This is a genomic window from Blastococcus sp. SYSU D00922 (assembly GCF_054050495.1).
Genome location: NZ_JBJGZL010000004.1, coordinates 125,158 through 139,813 on the forward strand (window position 1 = coordinate 125,158; position 14,656 = coordinate 139,813).

Below are 14,656 nucleotides of genomic sequence, written 5' to 3' on the forward strand. Positions count from 1 at the left end.
GGAGCGGGAGCGTCACCCGGCCGTGTTCGTCGTCGGTGCGGCGGCGCTGCTGGTCGCCGGGGAGGAGGAGGGCGGCTCGCTGTCGCTGCTCTCGCTCGACGACGACGACGACGACCCACCCGGCTGCGAGTTCGTGGGGGTCCCGGCCATCGTGGTCGCGGGGGCGGACGTGCGGGGAGCCGTGCTCTCGGGCGCGGGGTCCTCGACCGGGGCCTGCTCCTCCACCACCGGCGTGCTCCCGCCGCCGGCCGCGCCGGTCACCGCGGGGCGGTTCGCGGGGCCGCTGCCGCCCGACCCGGCCGGCGTGGCGTAGGTGACGACCACCCGGTCCCCCGCCGACAGCGGCTTCCCGTCCGGCTCGATGGCGGTCACCTGGTCGGGGACGACGTCGTCCCGGGGCTCGGCGACCGGCTCGACGTCCAGCCCGAGACGGGTCAGCCGCCGGACGACCTCGTCCACCGGCCGGCCCACGTACTGCTCGGCGTCGAGGACGATGCTGCCGGCCTCGCGCTGCTCGGCGGCGGTGGCCGGGCCGGTCGGGGAGTCGTCGGCGAGTGCCAGCAGCAGCGCGACGGCGATGCCGGCGCCCGCGAGGAGGCCGAGGAGCGGGAGCAGCACCACGGCAGCCCGGCTCCGGCGCTTCCCGACGGGCGGGTGGGTGACGGGGCCGGTGGTGACCGTCCCCGGCTCGTCGGGGGCGATGACCGCCGCGGGCGCGATGACCGCCGCGGGCGCGACGGCTGCCGCGGACGCGACGGCTGCCGCGGACGCGACGCTGACGGTGCGCGGGGCCTCGGCGAGCGGCCGCCCGGCCTGCACGTCGTCGATCGCCTCGACGAACGCGGCGCCGTCGAGGAAGCGGGCGGCGGGGTCCTTGGCCAGCGCCCGGCCGACGAGCGCCCGGACGTCGGCCGGGAGGTCCGCGGGAAGTGGCTCGGGCTCCTGCCGGACCTGCTTGAGCGCGATGGTGACGGGGTTGTCGCCCTCGAACGCCGGCGTCCCGGTGAGGCACTCGTAGCCGATGAGCCCGAGCGCGTAGACGTCGCTGGCCGGTGTGGCCGGACGGCCCTCGGCCTGCTCGGGCGAGAGGTACTGCGGCGTGCCAATCACCTGGCCGGTGCGGGTGAGGGCGACGCTGCGCGCCGACCAGGCGATGCCGAAGTCGGTGATCTTCACGCTGCCGTCGGGCCGGACCAGGATGTTGCCCGGCTTCACGTCGCGGTGGACCATCCCGGCGCGGTGCGCCTCACCCAGGCCGAAGGCGGTCTGCCGCAGCAGCGACAGGGTGGTCTCGGTGCCCAGCGCACCCTCGCGGCGGACCAGCGCGGAGAGCGGCTCGCCCTCGACCAGTTCCATGACGAGGTAGGCGAGCGTCTCGCCGGTGCCGTCCTGGGCGGTCTCCTCGCCGTAGTCGAAGACGGCGGCGATGTTGGGGTGGCTCAGGGAGGCGGCGTGCTGGGCCTCGGCCCGGAAGCGGGCCACGAAGGTGGGGTCGCCGGTGTACTCGCTGCGGAGCACCTTGACCGCCACCGGGCGGTGCAGCGCCAGGTCGTGGGCACGCCAGACCTGGCCCATCCCGCCCGCTGCGATCAGCTGGTGCAGCTCGTAGCGGTCGCCCAGGCACCGTCGTCCTGGTTCGACCAACGGAGGTCACTCCTCGCTTGTCCGGCCCTGCTGCTGAAGGCCGCCTCGTCGCCGCCCGGGGGGTTGCGCCCCGGGTCTGTTCCTGTCCAATCCGGGGCCCGGATACACATGCTGGACGAGCCCCGAGCGGGGGCCGTTCGATCCCCCGGTGCGCTCCTGGTCACACGGCGGCGCGGGCGGCGCGCCGACTGCGCTGCGTGTCCGGATCGGTACGTCCGCTCAGCCCTCGAAGAGCGCGCGGCCCCACCAGTCGTCGTCGCCGTGGACCCCGGGCGGGCAGGCGAAGACGCCGGAGGAGGTGTGGCGGATGTACTCGTTCATCGCGTCGAGCCGCAGGTTGCGCTGCACCTGCACGAAGCCGGTCTCCGGGTCGCGCTGGTAGGCGATGAAGAACAGCCCGGCGTCCAGCCGCCCCAGCCCGTCGGAGCCGTCGACGAAGCTGTAGCCGCGGCGGAGGATCGCCGTCCCCGAGTTCGTGGGGTTGGCCAGGAAGACGTGCGAGGTCTCCGGGATCGCGAACTCGCCGTCGACCTGCTTCGTGAAGTCGACCGGGTCGAACTCGGCCTGCTGGCCGAGCGGCGCGCCCGTCCCCTTGGTGCGGCCGATCGTCCGGTGCTGCTCGTCGAGGGTGGAGCTGTCCCACGGTTCGATGAGCATGCGGATCCGGCGGGTGACCAGGTACGAGCCCCCGGCCAGCCAGTCGCCCCCGCTGTCGCCGTCCCCGACCCACACGAACCGTTCGAGGGCCTGTTCGTTCTCGGCCTTGAGGTTGTTCGTGCCGTCCTTGAAGCCAAACAGGTTGCGCGGGGTCGCCTGCCCGGTGCTGGTGGACGACGTCCGGCCGAAGCCGAGCTGCGACCAGCGGACGCTCACCACGCCGGCGCCGAGGCGGACCAGGTTCCGGACGGCGTGCACCGCGACCTGCGGGTCGTTCGCGCACGCCTGGATGCAGAGGTCGCCCCCGCTGATCGCCGGGTCGATCTGGTCGCCGGCGAACGCGGGCAGCTCGGTGAGCGGCGCGGGCCGCCGGGCGGCGAGGCCGAAGCGGTCGACCCCCTCGGCGGTCGAGAAGAGGGTCGGGCCGAACCCGATGGTGAGCGTCAGCCCCGAGGCCGGCAGCCCGATGGCCTCGCCGGTGTCGTCCGGCGGGGCGAACCGCTCGCCCTCGACGGCGCCCACCGGTCCGGCGTCCTGCCCCGCCGTCATGCGGCGCGCCGCGGCCGCCCAGGCCTTGAGCAGGTCGACCAGCTCGGCCCGGTCGTCGGTCGTGACGTCGAAGGCGACGAAGTGCAGCCGGTCCTGGGCCGGGGTGACGATGCCGGCCTGGTGCCGGCCGGTGAAGGGGACGGCGTCGTCGGGGCCCGGGCCGGAGGCGGACGCCGCCTCCATGGCGGTGGTGCGGCCGATCACCCCGCCGGTGGCGCCGGCGGCGAGGACGCCGGCCGTCCCGGCGCCGACCCAGCCGAAGAGCCGGCGACGGGAGACGCCCGCCGACCCCTGCGCCGCTCCCTGCTGCTCGCTCATCGGTCCGCGACGACCGCCGCGACCTGGCTGACCGACTCGGTCAGGGCGGTGATGCTGTCCGACAGGCCCTTGAGCTGCTCCTGGGTGAGCTGGTCGTGCAGCATCCAGCCGTCGCCGGCGCGGTACTGCTCGAGCTCGGCCTCGGTGGCGGCGAACCGCTCGTCGATCTCGGCGACCAGGTCGGCGTCGGCCTCCTCGAGGTAGGGGCGCAGCGCCTGGACGGCGGCCTGCGAACCCTCCAGGTTGGCGGCGAAGTCCCACAGGTCGGTGTGCGAGTAGCGGTCCTCCTCGCCGGTGATCTTGCCGGTCGCCACCTCGTCGAGCAGCGCCTTCGCACCGTTGGCCAGCTGGAGCGGCTCCAGCGTCGTCCCGTTCGCCAGCTCGACGATCCGCTGCACGTCGGTGAGCAGGTCGTCCGCGTAGTGGCCCATGCCGGACACGTCCCCGGTCTCCCAGAGCGCCTTCTCGATGCGGTGGAAGCCGGTGAAGTCCTGGCCCTCCTCCTGGTCGCCCTCGCGGCCGTCGATGAGCGGGTCGAGGTCGCCGAAGATCTCGGCGACGGGCTCGATCCGCTCCCAGTACGTGCGGGCGATCGGGTACAGCGCCTTGGCGCCCTCGACGTCGCCGGCGGTGACCGCCTCGGTGAAGGCCGTCGTCTGCTCGAGCAGGGCGGCGGTCTGGCTCTGGACGTACCGCTGGTAGTCCTTCCCGGCCTGGGCGAGCGACTCGTCCTCCGACAGCTGCGCCGCCTCGCCGGTGACGGTCAGCGGGTTGCGGATGCCGTCGCCGACCATGCCGGGCTTGCAGGCGGTCTCGTACTCGCCGGCGGGCAGCTCGACCAGGAGGTCGCGGCTCAGCCCGGGGGCGATGTTCTCGACCTCGGCCATCACGCGGTCGCCCTCGGCGTAGACGTAGAACTCGGTGACCTTGCTGCCGTTGTTGGTCACCGCGAACTCGTGGGTGCCCGCCTCGAGCTCGGACGCGTCGACGTCGCAGGCGTCGTCGGTCGCGGCGACGGGGATGGTGTCGGCGGCGGCGCTGCGCCCACCGGCGTCGTCGTCCGAGCCGCCGCAGGCAGCGGTCAGGACGGCGAGCGCCAGGGCGGGGACGAGGGCGAGCCGGCGGTCACGCAGGGACATGCTGGGAGGTCTCCGACTTGATCGAGGAACCCGGAGCCGCACCGGTCCGGGGAGAAGGGGTCGACCGGGACGGCCACAGGAAGGCCGCGAGCACCGGGACGAGGTAGGCCAGGTAGGCGATCGTCTCGAGGACGGTGGGGGCCGCGGTGATGTTGAACATCCCGGCCACGGCCGCGCCGTACCAGGTGTTCGGGTCGAGGACGCCCGAGATGTCGAAGGCGAGGACGTCCAGCCCCGGGAGGACGCCTGCCTCCTGGAAGTCGTGCACGCCGTACTTGAGGATCCCGGCGGCGACGAAGACGAGCAGCACGCCGCTGACGGTGAAGAACTTCTGCAGGTCCACCCGGATCGCGCCGGCGTAGAGGCCGAACCCGATGAGGACCGAGGTGAGGACGCCCAACGAGATCGCGACCAGCGGGGTGGCGGTCGACGTGGCGCCCTGCGCCGCGGCGTAGAAGAGCAGCGCTGTCTCCAGACCCTCGCGGATCACCGAGACGAAGGCGATGCCGGCCACCGCGAGGGCACCCACGCCGATGGCCGCCTCGAGCCTGCCGGTGAGCTCGCCCTTGAGGCGCCGGGCGGTCCGGCGCATCCAGAAGATCATCCAGGTGACCAGCACGACGGCGAGGACGGAGGCGATCGCCTCGAACAGCTCCCGCGACCGGTAGTCGGCCAGCAGGGAGGTCTCGGTGTAGGTCAGCAGGGCGCCGAAGAGGACCGACAGGGCGATCGCGGCGGCGACCCCGCCCCAGAGCGGCAGCAGCTGGCGACGACGCCCGGACTTCACCAGGTAGGCGACCAGGATGCTGACGACCAGGGTGGCCTCCAGGCCCTCGCGGAGTCCGATCAGGTAGCTGGCGAGGAATGCCTGACCCATGACGACGGACCCGATCTGCGGCGAGGAGAGCCCGGTCGGCTGACGTAGGGCAGGCTGACCTTACTCGCGGTTCCACCTGGAACGGCAGCGTCGTCCGCCACACGGGTACCAGCCGGCGGGCCCGTGACAAGGTGGCCGACGGCAACCACCGGAAGACGACAGACGGGACGACGATGTCCGAGACCGTGACCAGGACCGACGACGGCGGCGTGGCCACCCTGACCCTGCTGCGGCCGGGTCTCTCCTCCGCGCTGCGCGGCGATCTGCTGGCCGCCGTGCGGGAGGTGGCAGCCGACGAGACGGTCCGCGCGGTGCTGCTCACCGGCACCGGCCGCGCGTTCTGCGTCGGGCAGGACCTCGCCGAGCACATCGAGTCGCTGCGCGGGAACGCCGCGACGTCGCTCTCGGTGGTCGAGGACGAGTACAACCCGCTGGTCCTGGCGCTGTCGGCGCTCCGGGTACCGGTCGTCGTCGGGATCAACGGCGCCTGCGCCGGAGCCGGGCTGGGCATCGCGCTCGCCGGGGACCTGCGCGTGGCCGCGGCCGGCGCGAAGTTCACGACCGCGTTCGCGGGTGTGGGGCTGGGCAGCGACTCCGCGCTGGCGTCGCGCCTGGTGCACTGCGTCGGCGGGTCGCGGGCGGCGCAGCTGCTGCTCACACCGGACCCGTTCACGGCGGAGACCGCGGAGCAGTGGGGACTGGTGCACCGCGTCGTCCCGGCCGAGGAGGTGCTGACGGAGGCGCAGGCGCTGGCCGCGCGGCTGGCCGCCGGGCCGACCGCTGCCTACCGGGCGATGAAGACGGTGCTGGCCACGGCGGCGACCGACTCGCTGGAGGAGACGCTGGCCCTCGAGGCGCGGCTGCAGACGCGGCTCGGGCAGACCGCCGACCACCTCGAGGCGGTCGAGGCGTTCCTCGAGAAGCGGGCGCCCCGGTTCACCGGCCGCTGACGCGCCTCGCCGGCCACCGGACGTGCGCGAACGGTGGTCATGAGGGCGTCATGACCACCGTTCGTGCGCACGCGGTGCGCGCGGGCGCGACCGCGACGGGTGCACCTGCCGTCGGGGCGAGCTCCCCCACCCGGCGACAGGGCGTCAGGGGTCCCGCGTCAGCGGGAGAGCAGGGCGCAGGCCGGGCAGACGTCGCGCGCGGCCACCGGCCACGACTCCTCCGTCGACACCCGGGCCAGCGACCCGCACAGGGTGAGCTCGCAGGCGCCGTCCACCTCGGCCGGCGGCCGGTGGACCTCCACCGCGTGCCACAGGGCGGTGGTCGGCCCGTGGGCGCGGCTCCGGGCGGCGGCGAAGACGGTGGTCTGCAGCATCATGCGGAGGACGTCGGCAGGACCCGGCGCGAGCGTTACGGGCCCCGGCGCTCCCCTCCCCCCGAGGGGGGAGGACCGGGCGGTCTGCGCGGCTCCGGGCGCCGGGGCAGGATGCGGGCATGGAGCTCACGAAGCAGGGTCACGCGTGCGTCGTCCTCTCCGACGGGGACCGCAACCTCGTGATCGACCCGGGCGCCTGGACCGACCCCTCGGCGCTGGAGGGCGCGAGCGCGGTGCTGATCACCCACGAGCACCCGGACCACTTCGAGCCGCAGCGGCTGCGGGCGGCGCTGGACGCCGACCCGGCACTGGAGGTGTGGACGAACGCGGCGGTGGCGGCGAAGCTCGAGGGTCTGGGCGGCCGGGTCCACGTGGTCGGCGACGGCGACGCGGTGACCGTGGCGGGCTTCGACGTCCGCGTCCACGGCGAGCTGCACGCGGTGATCCACCCGGAGATCCCACGGATCGCCAACATCGGCTTCCTGGTGGACGGCGGGGCCCAGGGAAACGTCTTCCACCCGGGGGATGCGCTGACCGTGCCGGACGAGCCGGTCGCGACGCTGCTGGTGCCGATGCACGCGCCGTGGTCGCGGACGGCGGACCTCATCGACTACGTCCGGGCGGTGCACGCCGACCAGGCGTTCGCCGTGCACGACGGGCTGCTGAACGACACCGGGCTGGGGCTGGTCAGCGGGCTGCTGGGGGAGCGTGGCCCGGGCACCCCCACCCCGTTCAGCCGGCTGGCCCCGGGGGACTCGACCGAGCTCTGAGGCCGGTCGAGCCCCCGGGGAGGGATCAGCGGACGGCGCCCCGCGACCTGCCGCCGGACACGCCCTCGGCGACGCCGATCAGCAGCACGGCTGCGATGACGGCGACGATGAAGCCGAGCACGTTGAGCTCCCAGATGTCACCGGTGCCGAGCAGGCTGGCGACGACGCCACCGATGAGGGCGCCGACGACGCCCAGCAGCAGGGTGGCGAGGATGCTCAGCCGCTGCCGGCCGGGCTTGATGAGCCGGGCGAGCGCGCCGATGATGAGGCCGACCACGATGAGGCCGAGGATCTGCACAGCGTTCTCCTTCGTTCGACCGGCGTGGCCCCCATCCCGGCATTCGCCGGTTGCGCACGCCGGTGCACGAGGAGGCTCCGTACCCCCAAGATCGCCGCTGAAGCACGGATCCCCCGAACGGGGTGGTCACGCAGGCGACGCGGCCCGCTCCACGTGCGCGGGGACCTTGGCGAGCTCGGCCTCCACCGTGCGCCGGACCAGCCGGCGCAGCGCCCCCCGCTGCAGCCGCCGGACCACCCGGCTCCCGCCGACCGGCTCGTGGGTGACGGTCATGGTCACGCGCGTGCCGCCCTCGCGGGTACCGGCCAGCTCGATGCGCGTCGTCCAGGTCTCCGGCGTGAGGCGGAGCCGGGTCGCCACCACGCGGGGCGGCTCCCACTCGACGATCTCGCCCTGCGGCGCCCCCTCCGCGGGCGGCCCGTCGAGCCGGCCCGGCGCGCACACGAACGTCGTCCCGAGGCCGGGGCGACGGGCGTCCTCGCCGAGGACGTACGAGACGTCGCACACCGAGCAGTAGGGCTCCAGGACGGCGAGGGCGCGCCAGACCTGCTTCGGCGGCTGGGGGACCTCCCGGACCCCCGTCGCCGTGGTCGAGGTCATCAGCGACCGCCCACGGAGACCTCGAACTCCACCTGGCTGACGTCGGGGCGCAGCCGCGAGTAGCTGTGCACGAGGGGGTGGCCCGAGCTGTCGCGCACCGTCGTCCGGACGACCAGCAGGGGCGAACCGGCGACGATCCGGAGCAGGTCCGCCTCGCCCGGGTCGGCGGTGCCGACGTCGACGACGATGCGCGCGTGGGCCAGGTCGGCCTGGTACTCCCGGCGCAGGAACTCGTACAGGGACCCCTCGCTGAAGTCCTCCTCCGCGGCCCGCGGGTAGAGCGCGGCGGGCAGGAAGCTGTGCGCGACGTGGTTGGGCTCGCCGTCGACGCTGCGCAGCCGCTCCAGCTCGACGACGTCGGCCGTGCCGTCCAGGGCAAGCTCCGCGGCGACGGGAGCGGGGACCGGCGTGACCCGCTGGGTGAGCACCTTCGTGCCGACCTGCGCACCCTGCTCGCTCATCACGGAGCTGAAGCCGGCGATCCGGTGGACGAAGCTCTCGCGGTACTCGTGGCGGATCGCCGGGCGGGTGACGTAGGTGCCCCGGCCCTGCTCGCGCACCAGGTGGCCGTCGGCGACGAGACCGTCGACGGCGCGGCGCAGCGTGATGCGGCTGACGCCGTACTCGGCGCAGAGCACCGGCTCCGGCGGCAGGAGCGTCAGCTCGGGCAGGGAGGCGACCCGGCGCCGGAGGTGCTCGCGGACGGCCAGGTACTTGGGTCCGGAGACGGGGCTGACCACGTCAGCAAAGGTACGGGATCGCAAGACGTCTGGTCGTCATGTCGTATGGGACGTCACATCTGATCTCACCCTTCGGGACATCTTGCCCGAGATGCGGAAACGTCAGGACGTCATGACGTATGGTCGGGTCTCGCCCATCGAGGGAGAGCGTGTTGCGCATCGGTGTCCTCACCGGCGGAGGCGACTGCCCCGGCCTCAACGCCGTCATCCGGTCCGTCGTCCGGACCGCGTCCGCCCACTACGGCAGCGAGGTCGTCGGCTTCCGCGACGGCTGGCGCGGCCTCCTCGAGGACCGGACCACCCCCCTCGACATCGCGGCCGTCGACGGGCTGCTCACCCGGGGCGGGACGACGCTCGGCTCGGCCCGCGTGGCCCCCGAGCGGCTGAACGCGGAGCTGCCGCAGATGAAGGACGTGCTGGCGACCCACGGCATCGACGTCCTCATCCCCATCGGTGGGGAGGGAACGCTCACGGCGGCGCACCTGCTGTCGGAGTCCGGCGTCCCGGTCGTCGGGATCCCGAAGACGATCGACAACGACATCGACGAGACCGACCTGACCTTCGGCTTCGACACCGCGGTCAGCATCGCCACCGAGATGATCGACCGCCTGCACACCACCGCCGAGTCGCACCAGCGGGTGCTGCTGGTGGAGGTCATGGGCCGGCACGCGGGCTGGATCGCCTTGCACGCCGGGCTGGCGTCGGGCGCGCACCTGACGCTTGTGCCCGAGGAGCCCTTCGACGTGGAGCAGGTCTGCCGCCTGGTCACCGAGCGCTTCGAGCGCGGCGACACGCACGTGATCGGTGTCGTGGCCGAGGGAGCGACCCCGCTCCCGGGGACGATGGACCTGCGCGACGGCGGCGTCGACGAGTTCGGCCACCGCCGCTTCACGGGCGTCGCCCAGCAGCTGGGCGCCGAGCTGGAGCGGCGGACCGGCAAGGAGGTCCGCACCACGGTCCTCGGCCACGTCCAGCGCGGCGGCACCCCGACCTCGTTCGACCGGGTGCTGGCCACCCGGTTCGGGCTGCACGCCACGATCGCCGCCCACGAGGGCAACCACGGGCAGATGGTGGCGCTGCGGGGCACCGAGATCGAGCTGGTCCCGCTCGAGAAGGCGGTCTCCCGCCTCAAGACCGTCACCCGCTCCCGGCTGGCCGAGACGGCGGCGTTCACCGGTTGACCGGCCCCCGTGGGCGACATATGCCCAGGTGAGGCGGGTGACGTTGTGCCCGGTTCGCCGTCCCCGAGCGGGGTAGGTGGCGCACAATGGCCACCGCCACCGCGCTGCAACCCTCGGTCCGGTGGCGCGTTCGCAGACGGGGCGACGGAGGACGAACGTGAGCGAGACGCCGGACTGGCGTGCCCGGCGCTGGGCCGCCACGCACCAGCGGATCTACGACACGGCCCTGGAGCTGTTCCAGCGGGACGGCTTCGACGGGGTCAACGTCGGCCAGATCGCGCGGGCGGCGGACGTGTCGGTCCCGACGTTCTACGCGCACTACCCGTCGAAGGAACACGTCGTCATGGGGATGCCCAGCGCCGAGGACTTCACGGCCCTGCTGGCGGCGCTCCCCGCCGAGCTCTCGGTCGGCGCCCGGTTCCGCCAGGCCGTCACGGTGTGGCTCGGGCAGTGGAGCGCCGAGTTCCGGCAGGACGCCCTGACCCGGTGGCGGATCATCGCCGCGTCGCCGGCCCTGCGCACGCGAGCCGCCGAGTTCGAGCGCACGGCCGGCCAGGTGGTGGCCGACGCGATGCCCGGCGCGGACATCCGGCCGGCGGACGTGATCAAGATCAACGCTTACATGTCCGCCTACACCGCCGGCCTGCTGGCCTGGGGCGACTGCAACGGGGAGCGCAAGCTCGAGGAGCTCATGGACGAGGCGTTCGACGCCCTCGAGGGCTCCTGAGCGGCCGGCTCAGCCGCGCGGGCTGCGCAGCTCCACCACGGTGACCTCCGGCCGGGCGCCGACCCGCATCGGCGGCCCCCAGTAGCCGGCTCCCGAGGTGACGTACAGCTGGGTGTCCCCGTACCGGGCGAGCCCCTCGACGGTGGGCTGGTCGAGCCGGATCGCGTAGTCGAAGGGCCACAGCTGCCCGCCGTGGGTGTGCCCGGAGAGCTGGAGGTCCACGCCGGCGGCCGCCGCCTGCTCGACCTGCACCGGCTGGTGGGCCATGAGGACGACGGGCACGCCGTCGTCCCGGCCGTCCAACGCCGCGTCGAGGTCCGCCCCGTGACCGGTCAGCCCGGACGACGCCGCCGTCCGGTCGTCGATGCCGGCGAGGTCGAACGACGCGCCGCCCCGCCGGATCGGCACCCGCTCGTTGCGGAGGACGTCGACACCGAGGGTGGGCAGGTGGCGCAGCCAGGCGTTCGTGTCCACGAAGTACTCGTGGTTGCCGGTGACGAAGAAGACGCCCTGCTCGCTCACCAGGTCGGCCAGCGGCGCGGCCTCCTCGCGCAGCTCGGACACGTCCCCGTCCACCAGGTCGCCCACGATCGCCACGACGTCGGGGCGCTGCTCGTTGACCAGCTCGACCAGCCGTTCGAACCGCCGTCCCCCGTAGGTCGCCGACAGGTGCCCGTCGGAGAACGTGACGATGCGCAGCCCGTCGAGGGCGGGGTCGAGGTTCGCCAGCGTCACCGGCACCCGGCGGACGACGGGCGGCGAGTTCGCGAAGTACGCCCCCGTGCCCGCCGTGCCCAGCGCGACCGCACCCGCCGTGACGGCCAGCCCCCGGGCGAGGAACAGCCGCCGGGAGGGAGAGGGCGGGGCGCCTGCACTGGCGTCCTCCCGGACGGGACCGCGGCCGGGTGCCGTTCCCCCGTCGGGCGGAGCCGTTGCGCCATGACGGCGGATCCACGCGTTCCCGACCAGCCGGACGGGCTCTAGCACCAGCAGGGAGAGGAACGCGTAGAAGGCGACCCCGAGCCAGCAGTAGGCGACCCAGTCCAGCGGCGCCGCGGCCTCGAGCGGGAGCGTCCGGCGCAGCGCGACCGCGAGCGCGGGGAGGACCGCCAGCAGGACCGTGAGCAGGGTGAGCCGGCGGCGGAGCCGTCCGGGGCTGGTCGTGCTCCGGACCAGGCGGAACCACAGGTAGCCGTGCAGCAGGAGCATGGCCAGCAGCACCACGGTGCCGAACCCGACCAGGGCGATCACCGACACCGGCGCACCCTCGAACCGGCGTCCGTCACGCCCCCACTCTCCCAGGGCGGCGCCACCGGCCAGGCACGACCCGCTAGGAGGTCGCCTTCGCCAGCTTCTTGCGCACCGACGGCTCCAGCTCCCAGAACCGCCGCTCGGCCGCCTCGGCCCGTGCCTGCTCCAGCGCGTGCAACCGGCCGAAGGTGAACGCGTTCTCCCCCTCGGCGAAGGCGACCACGGCCAGCCGGCGGCACAGCTCGCGGGTGACGACGGTGTCCTGCCGCTCCCCCAGCACCTCCTGGACCCGCTTCGCCGCCGTGGTGGCCGCGTCCGCGCCGTCCAGCTGCGGGGCCACGACCTCGGTCGTGTAGCGCACCCGCTTCGCCGCCTTCCGCACGGCGTGCAGCGCCTCCGACCGGTGCTCGGCCGGGGCGTGGCGCGCCGTGCGCATGTGCCGGCGCAGCCGGCGGACCGACCGGGCGACCGCCTCGCGGAGCACCGGCTCCAGCCGGTCGTCCGCGTGCACGGTCAGCGGCGGGTCGGCGACGAGCCGGTGCAGGTCCTCGAGCAACCCCAGGTATCGGGCACTCCCGAGCGTCTCCTTCGCGCGGTCCATCCCCGCGCGCTCCTCCTGGATCTCCAGCTGCTGCAACCGCGCGGCCACCGGACCGAGGACCAGCTCGTCGGGCTCGGCCGCGACCAGCTCCCGCAGGTGCGCCAGGGCCACCTCGGTGTCCCGCGCCGTGGAGAGCTCGGCACCCAGCCACCGCAGCTCGTCCCGCACCGCCCGGGTCACCTCCGGATCGAGCACCTCCCGCAGGGCGGTGAGCGTGCTGCGCAGCCGCCGGGCGGAGACGCGCACCTGGTGGACGGCGTCGGGCTGCTCGGTGCGCAGGGCCACGTCGGCCGCCTCCAGGCGGGCGAGCTGGTCCCGCACGGCGGTGCTGGCGAACTCGCCGGCCCGCGGGCCGTTCTTCCGCTTCTTCGGCGCCCAGCCGTCGAGCTCGGCCAGCCGGGCGGCCAGCACGCGGCCGATCTTCGACGCGCTGGTCGAGGCCCGTGCTCCGGCCGCGGCCAGCCGCTCGGCCACCGCGTCCGCCAGCGCCGCGTCCCCGGCGCCGAGCTCCACCTCCACCTCCCGCCAGGTGTGCGCCTCCGCGGGCCGGCCGGGTCCGAGCGCCGGGACGCTGGCGGCGACGACGTCGTCGGCGACCTCGGCGAGCAGCCGGCCGTCGGCGTCGCGCAGCGCGGTGACCACCCGTCGGGTGCGCAGGGTGGCCACCGGCGCGGTCGGCGCGCCGCGCAGCAGCCCGGTGACCGGGGCGACCAGCGCCTGGGGTGGCCGCTTGACGGCCCGGCCGAGGGGCGCGTGCAGCTCGCGGCGGGCGGCGCCGGCCGGCAGTTTCAGGTGCCAGCCGGCGTCCGGTCCCCCGGTCCGCCGGCGCAGGGTCACCCGCGCGCGCAGCAGCCGGAGGTCCGCCGCGTCGTGGTAGACCGCCTCCAGTGCGTGCTCGACGGGCGCGTCCACCGTGACGACGCCGTCCAGGCCCTCCAGCGAGGGGAGCGAGAACCCCTCGTCGACGTCGTACTTGCTTTCCACCTCGAGGTGCGCGCTGGGCATGGCGGCCCTCCCTCCCCGGCCGCACTGCTCGGCCGCTGCCTCGACCCTAGGCGCCCGATGTTCAGCGGCGACCCCTGCTGGGCACGCCTGCTGACCTGGAGGTGCCCGGCGAGGGCGCCGCGCGGAGGGGAGCAGACCCATGCTGGACGAACGACAGGTGTCCGCCGCGATCGGCAGCACGGCGTACGACGCGACCGGTCAGAAGATCGGCACGGTCGAGCACTTCTACGTCGACGACCGCACCGGTGCTCCGACCTGGGTCGCCGTCACCACCGGCCTCTTCGGTACCCGGCAGTCCGTTGTCCCGGCCGTGGACGCCACGTTCGACGACGGCGGCCTCCGGCTGCCGGTCGCCGTCGACGCGGTCAAGTCGGCCCCGCACCTGACCGGTGACCACCTCACGCCCGACGACGAGGCGGAACTGCGCCGGCACTACGGAGCCGGCACCGCGGCGCCCGGCCGGGACGAGACCGTCACCCAGGAGACGGCCGCCCCGCCCACGGTCGAGATGCCGGTGGCGCCTCCCCAGCCGCCGGCCCAGGCCGACGAAGGCGCGATGACCCGCAGCGAGGAGCAGCTCGTCGTCGGCACCGAGCGGGTGGCCACCACGCGCGCCCGCCTCGTGAAGTACGTGGTCACCGAGGAGGTGCAGATCACCGTCCCGATCCGGCGCGAGGAGATCCGGCTCGAGGAGGTGCCGATCGACGCCCCGGACCACGTCGCCGGCGAGACGCTGGTGGCCGACCAGCCGGGCACCGGATCCGGCGGGCTGCCCGACGAGATCGTCCTGCACACCGAGCGGCCGGTCGTGACCGTCGAGGTCGTGCCCACCGAGCGCGTCCGCCTGCGCACCGTGGTCGTGGAGGGGCAGGAGACGGTCACCGAGCAGGTGCAGCGCGAGCAGGTCGTCGTCGACCAGGACACCGCCCCCCGCGGCACCGCCGACCCGGGCACGGCGCCGAACCGGGTCTGACG

At 74.3% G+C, this 14,656-nt stretch carries 15 protein-coding genes; 5 read left to right on the forward strand and 10 right to left on the reverse strand.

Translation table 11 applies throughout. The features are described from left to right. Positions 1-12: 12 nt before the first annotated feature. From ACI78T_RS07790 to efeU, 4 genes are all read right to left on the reverse strand, one after another. Positions 13-1,644 (reverse strand): protein kinase domain-containing protein, encoded by a 1,632-nt coding sequence (locus ACI78T_RS07790; protein ID WP_456557519.1) that lies wholly within the window; start codon positions 1,642-1,644, stop codon positions 13-15. A 219-nt stretch (positions 1,645-1,863) separates the two neighbouring features. Further along, positions 1,864-3,168: an iron uptake transporter deferrochelatase/peroxidase subunit gene (gene efeB / locus ACI78T_RS07795; protein ID WP_456557520.1), complete on the reverse strand. Its 1,305-nt coding sequence runs from the start codon at positions 3,166-3,168 to the stop codon at positions 1,864-1,866. Next, a complete protein-coding gene (gene efeO, locus ACI78T_RS07800; RefSeq protein WP_456557521.1) occupies positions 3,165-4,307 on the reverse strand; it encodes an iron uptake system protein EfeO in 1,143 nt (380 codons plus the stop codon). Before efeO ends, efeB begins: the two co-directional genes overlap by 4 nt. Then, the gene (efeU, locus tag ACI78T_RS07805) at positions 4,294-5,184 is read right to left on the reverse strand and encodes an iron uptake transporter permease EfeU (RefSeq protein WP_456557522.1); all 891 of its coding nucleotides are present in this window, start codon (positions 5,182-5,184) and stop codon (positions 4,294-4,296) included. The genes efeO and efeU overlap by 14 nt, the downstream gene beginning before the upstream one ends. 185 nt (positions 5,185-5,369) lie before the next feature. On the opposite strand from efeU, the gene ACI78T_RS07810 reads away from it, so the two are divergent. Continuing rightward, complete coding sequence (locus ACI78T_RS07810) at positions 5,370-6,134, forward strand: enoyl-CoA hydratase-related protein (protein ID WP_456557523.1); 765 nt, start codon at positions 5,370-5,372, stop codon at positions 6,132-6,134. A gap of 158 nt (positions 6,135-6,292) precedes the next feature. Here the strand turns inward: ACI78T_RS07810 and ACI78T_RS07815 are convergent, their stop codons facing one another. Next, a complete protein-coding gene (locus ACI78T_RS07815) occupies positions 6,293-6,511 on the reverse strand; it encodes a hypothetical protein (protein WP_456557524.1) in 219 nt (72 codons plus the stop codon). 116 nt (positions 6,512-6,627) lie between these two features. Here ACI78T_RS07815 and ACI78T_RS07820 point away from each other — a divergent pair, with 116 nt between their 5' ends. Then, a complete protein-coding gene (locus ACI78T_RS07820) occupies positions 6,628-7,278 on the forward strand; it encodes an MBL fold metallo-hydrolase (RefSeq protein ID WP_456557525.1) in 651 nt (216 codons plus the stop codon). Positions 7,279-7,303: 25 nt separating this feature from the next. Here ACI78T_RS07820 and ACI78T_RS07825 read toward each other — a convergent pair whose 3' ends face one another. The 3 genes from ACI78T_RS07825 to ACI78T_RS07835 all read right to left on the reverse strand — a co-directional run bounded on the left by ACI78T_RS07825 (position 7,304) and on the right by ACI78T_RS07835 (position 8,916). Next, positions 7,304-7,576 (reverse strand): GlsB/YeaQ/YmgE family stress response membrane protein, encoded by a 273-nt coding sequence (locus ACI78T_RS07825; RefSeq protein ID WP_206340279.1) that lies wholly within the window; start codon positions 7,574-7,576, stop codon positions 7,304-7,306. 126 nt (positions 7,577-7,702) lie between these two features. After that, complete coding sequence (locus ACI78T_RS07830) at positions 7,703-8,176, reverse strand: SRPBCC family protein (protein WP_456557526.1); 474 nt, start codon at positions 8,174-8,176, stop codon at positions 7,703-7,705. Further along, the gene (locus tag ACI78T_RS07835) at positions 8,176-8,916 is read right to left on the reverse strand and encodes a GntR family transcriptional regulator (protein ID WP_456557527.1); all 741 of its coding nucleotides are present in this window, start codon (positions 8,914-8,916) and stop codon (positions 8,176-8,178) included. Before ACI78T_RS07835 ends, ACI78T_RS07830 begins: the two co-directional genes overlap by 1 nt. Positions 8,917-9,065: 149 nt before the next feature. On the opposite strand from ACI78T_RS07835, the gene ACI78T_RS07840 reads away from it, so the two are divergent. Together ACI78T_RS07840 and ACI78T_RS07845 are read left to right on the forward strand one after the other, a co-directional pair. After that, positions 9,066-10,097: an ATP-dependent 6-phosphofructokinase gene (locus ACI78T_RS07840; RefSeq protein ID WP_456557528.1), complete on the forward strand. Its 1,032-nt coding sequence runs from the start codon at positions 9,066-9,068 to the stop codon at positions 10,095-10,097. A 157-nt stretch (positions 10,098-10,254) separates the two neighbouring features. Continuing rightward, positions 10,255-10,824 (forward strand): TetR/AcrR family transcriptional regulator, encoded by a 570-nt coding sequence (locus ACI78T_RS07845; protein WP_456557529.1) that lies wholly within the window; start codon positions 10,255-10,257, stop codon positions 10,822-10,824. A 9-nt stretch (positions 10,825-10,833) separates the two neighbouring features. On the opposite strand, the gene ACI78T_RS07850 is transcribed toward ACI78T_RS07845, so the two are convergent. Beyond that, positions 10,834-12,081 (reverse strand): metallophosphoesterase, encoded by a 1,248-nt coding sequence (locus ACI78T_RS07850; protein ID WP_456557530.1) that lies wholly within the window; start codon positions 12,079-12,081, stop codon positions 10,834-10,836. A 73-nt stretch (positions 12,082-12,154) separates the two neighbouring features. Next, positions 12,155-13,681 carry a CYTH and CHAD domain-containing protein gene (locus ACI78T_RS07855; protein ID WP_456557531.1) on the reverse strand — a complete coding sequence of 509 codons (1,527 nt, stop codon included), beginning with the start codon at positions 13,679-13,681 and terminating at the stop codon, positions 12,155-12,157. 139 nt (positions 13,682-13,820) lie between these two features. Between ACI78T_RS07855 and ACI78T_RS07860 the strand changes: the two genes are divergently transcribed. Beyond that, on the forward strand, positions 13,821-14,654 hold the full coding sequence (locus tag ACI78T_RS07860; protein ID WP_456557532.1) for a PRC and DUF2382 domain-containing protein: 834 nt from the start codon (positions 13,821-13,823) through the stop codon (positions 14,652-14,654). The last annotated feature ends 2 nt before the right edge of the window (positions 14,655-14,656 follow it).

Bases quoted from the DNA above. Each gene is read 5' to 3' on its own strand.
- efeO (WP_456557521.1), bottom strand. From the start codon at position 4,307: ATGTCCCTGCGTGACCGCCGGCTCGCCCTCGTCCCCGCCCTGGCGCTC.
- efeB (WP_456557520.1), bottom strand. From the start codon at position 3,168: ATGAGCGAGCAGCAGGGAGCGGCGCAGGGGTCGGCGGGCGTCTCCCGT.
- efeU (WP_456557522.1), bottom strand. From the start codon at position 5,184: ATGGGTCAGGCATTCCTCGCCAGCTACCTGATCGGACTCCGCGAGGGC.
- ACI78T_RS07830 (WP_456557526.1), bottom strand. From the start codon at position 8,176: ATGACCTCGACCACGGCGACGGGGGTCCGGGAGGTCCCCCAGCCGCCG.
- ACI78T_RS07860 (WP_456557532.1), top strand. From the start codon at position 13,821: ATGCTGGACGAACGACAGGTGTCCGCCGCGATCGGCAGCACGGCGTAC.
- ACI78T_RS07815 (WP_456557524.1), bottom strand. From the start codon at position 6,511: ATGATGCTGCAGACCACCGTCTTCGCCGCCGCCCGGAGCCGCGCCCAC.
- ACI78T_RS07820 (WP_456557525.1), top strand. From the start codon at position 6,628: ATGGAGCTCACGAAGCAGGGTCACGCGTGCGTCGTCCTCTCCGACGGG.
- ACI78T_RS07855 (WP_456557531.1), bottom strand. From the start codon at position 13,681: ATGCCCAGCGCGCACCTCGAGGTGGAAAGCAAGTACGACGTCGACGAG.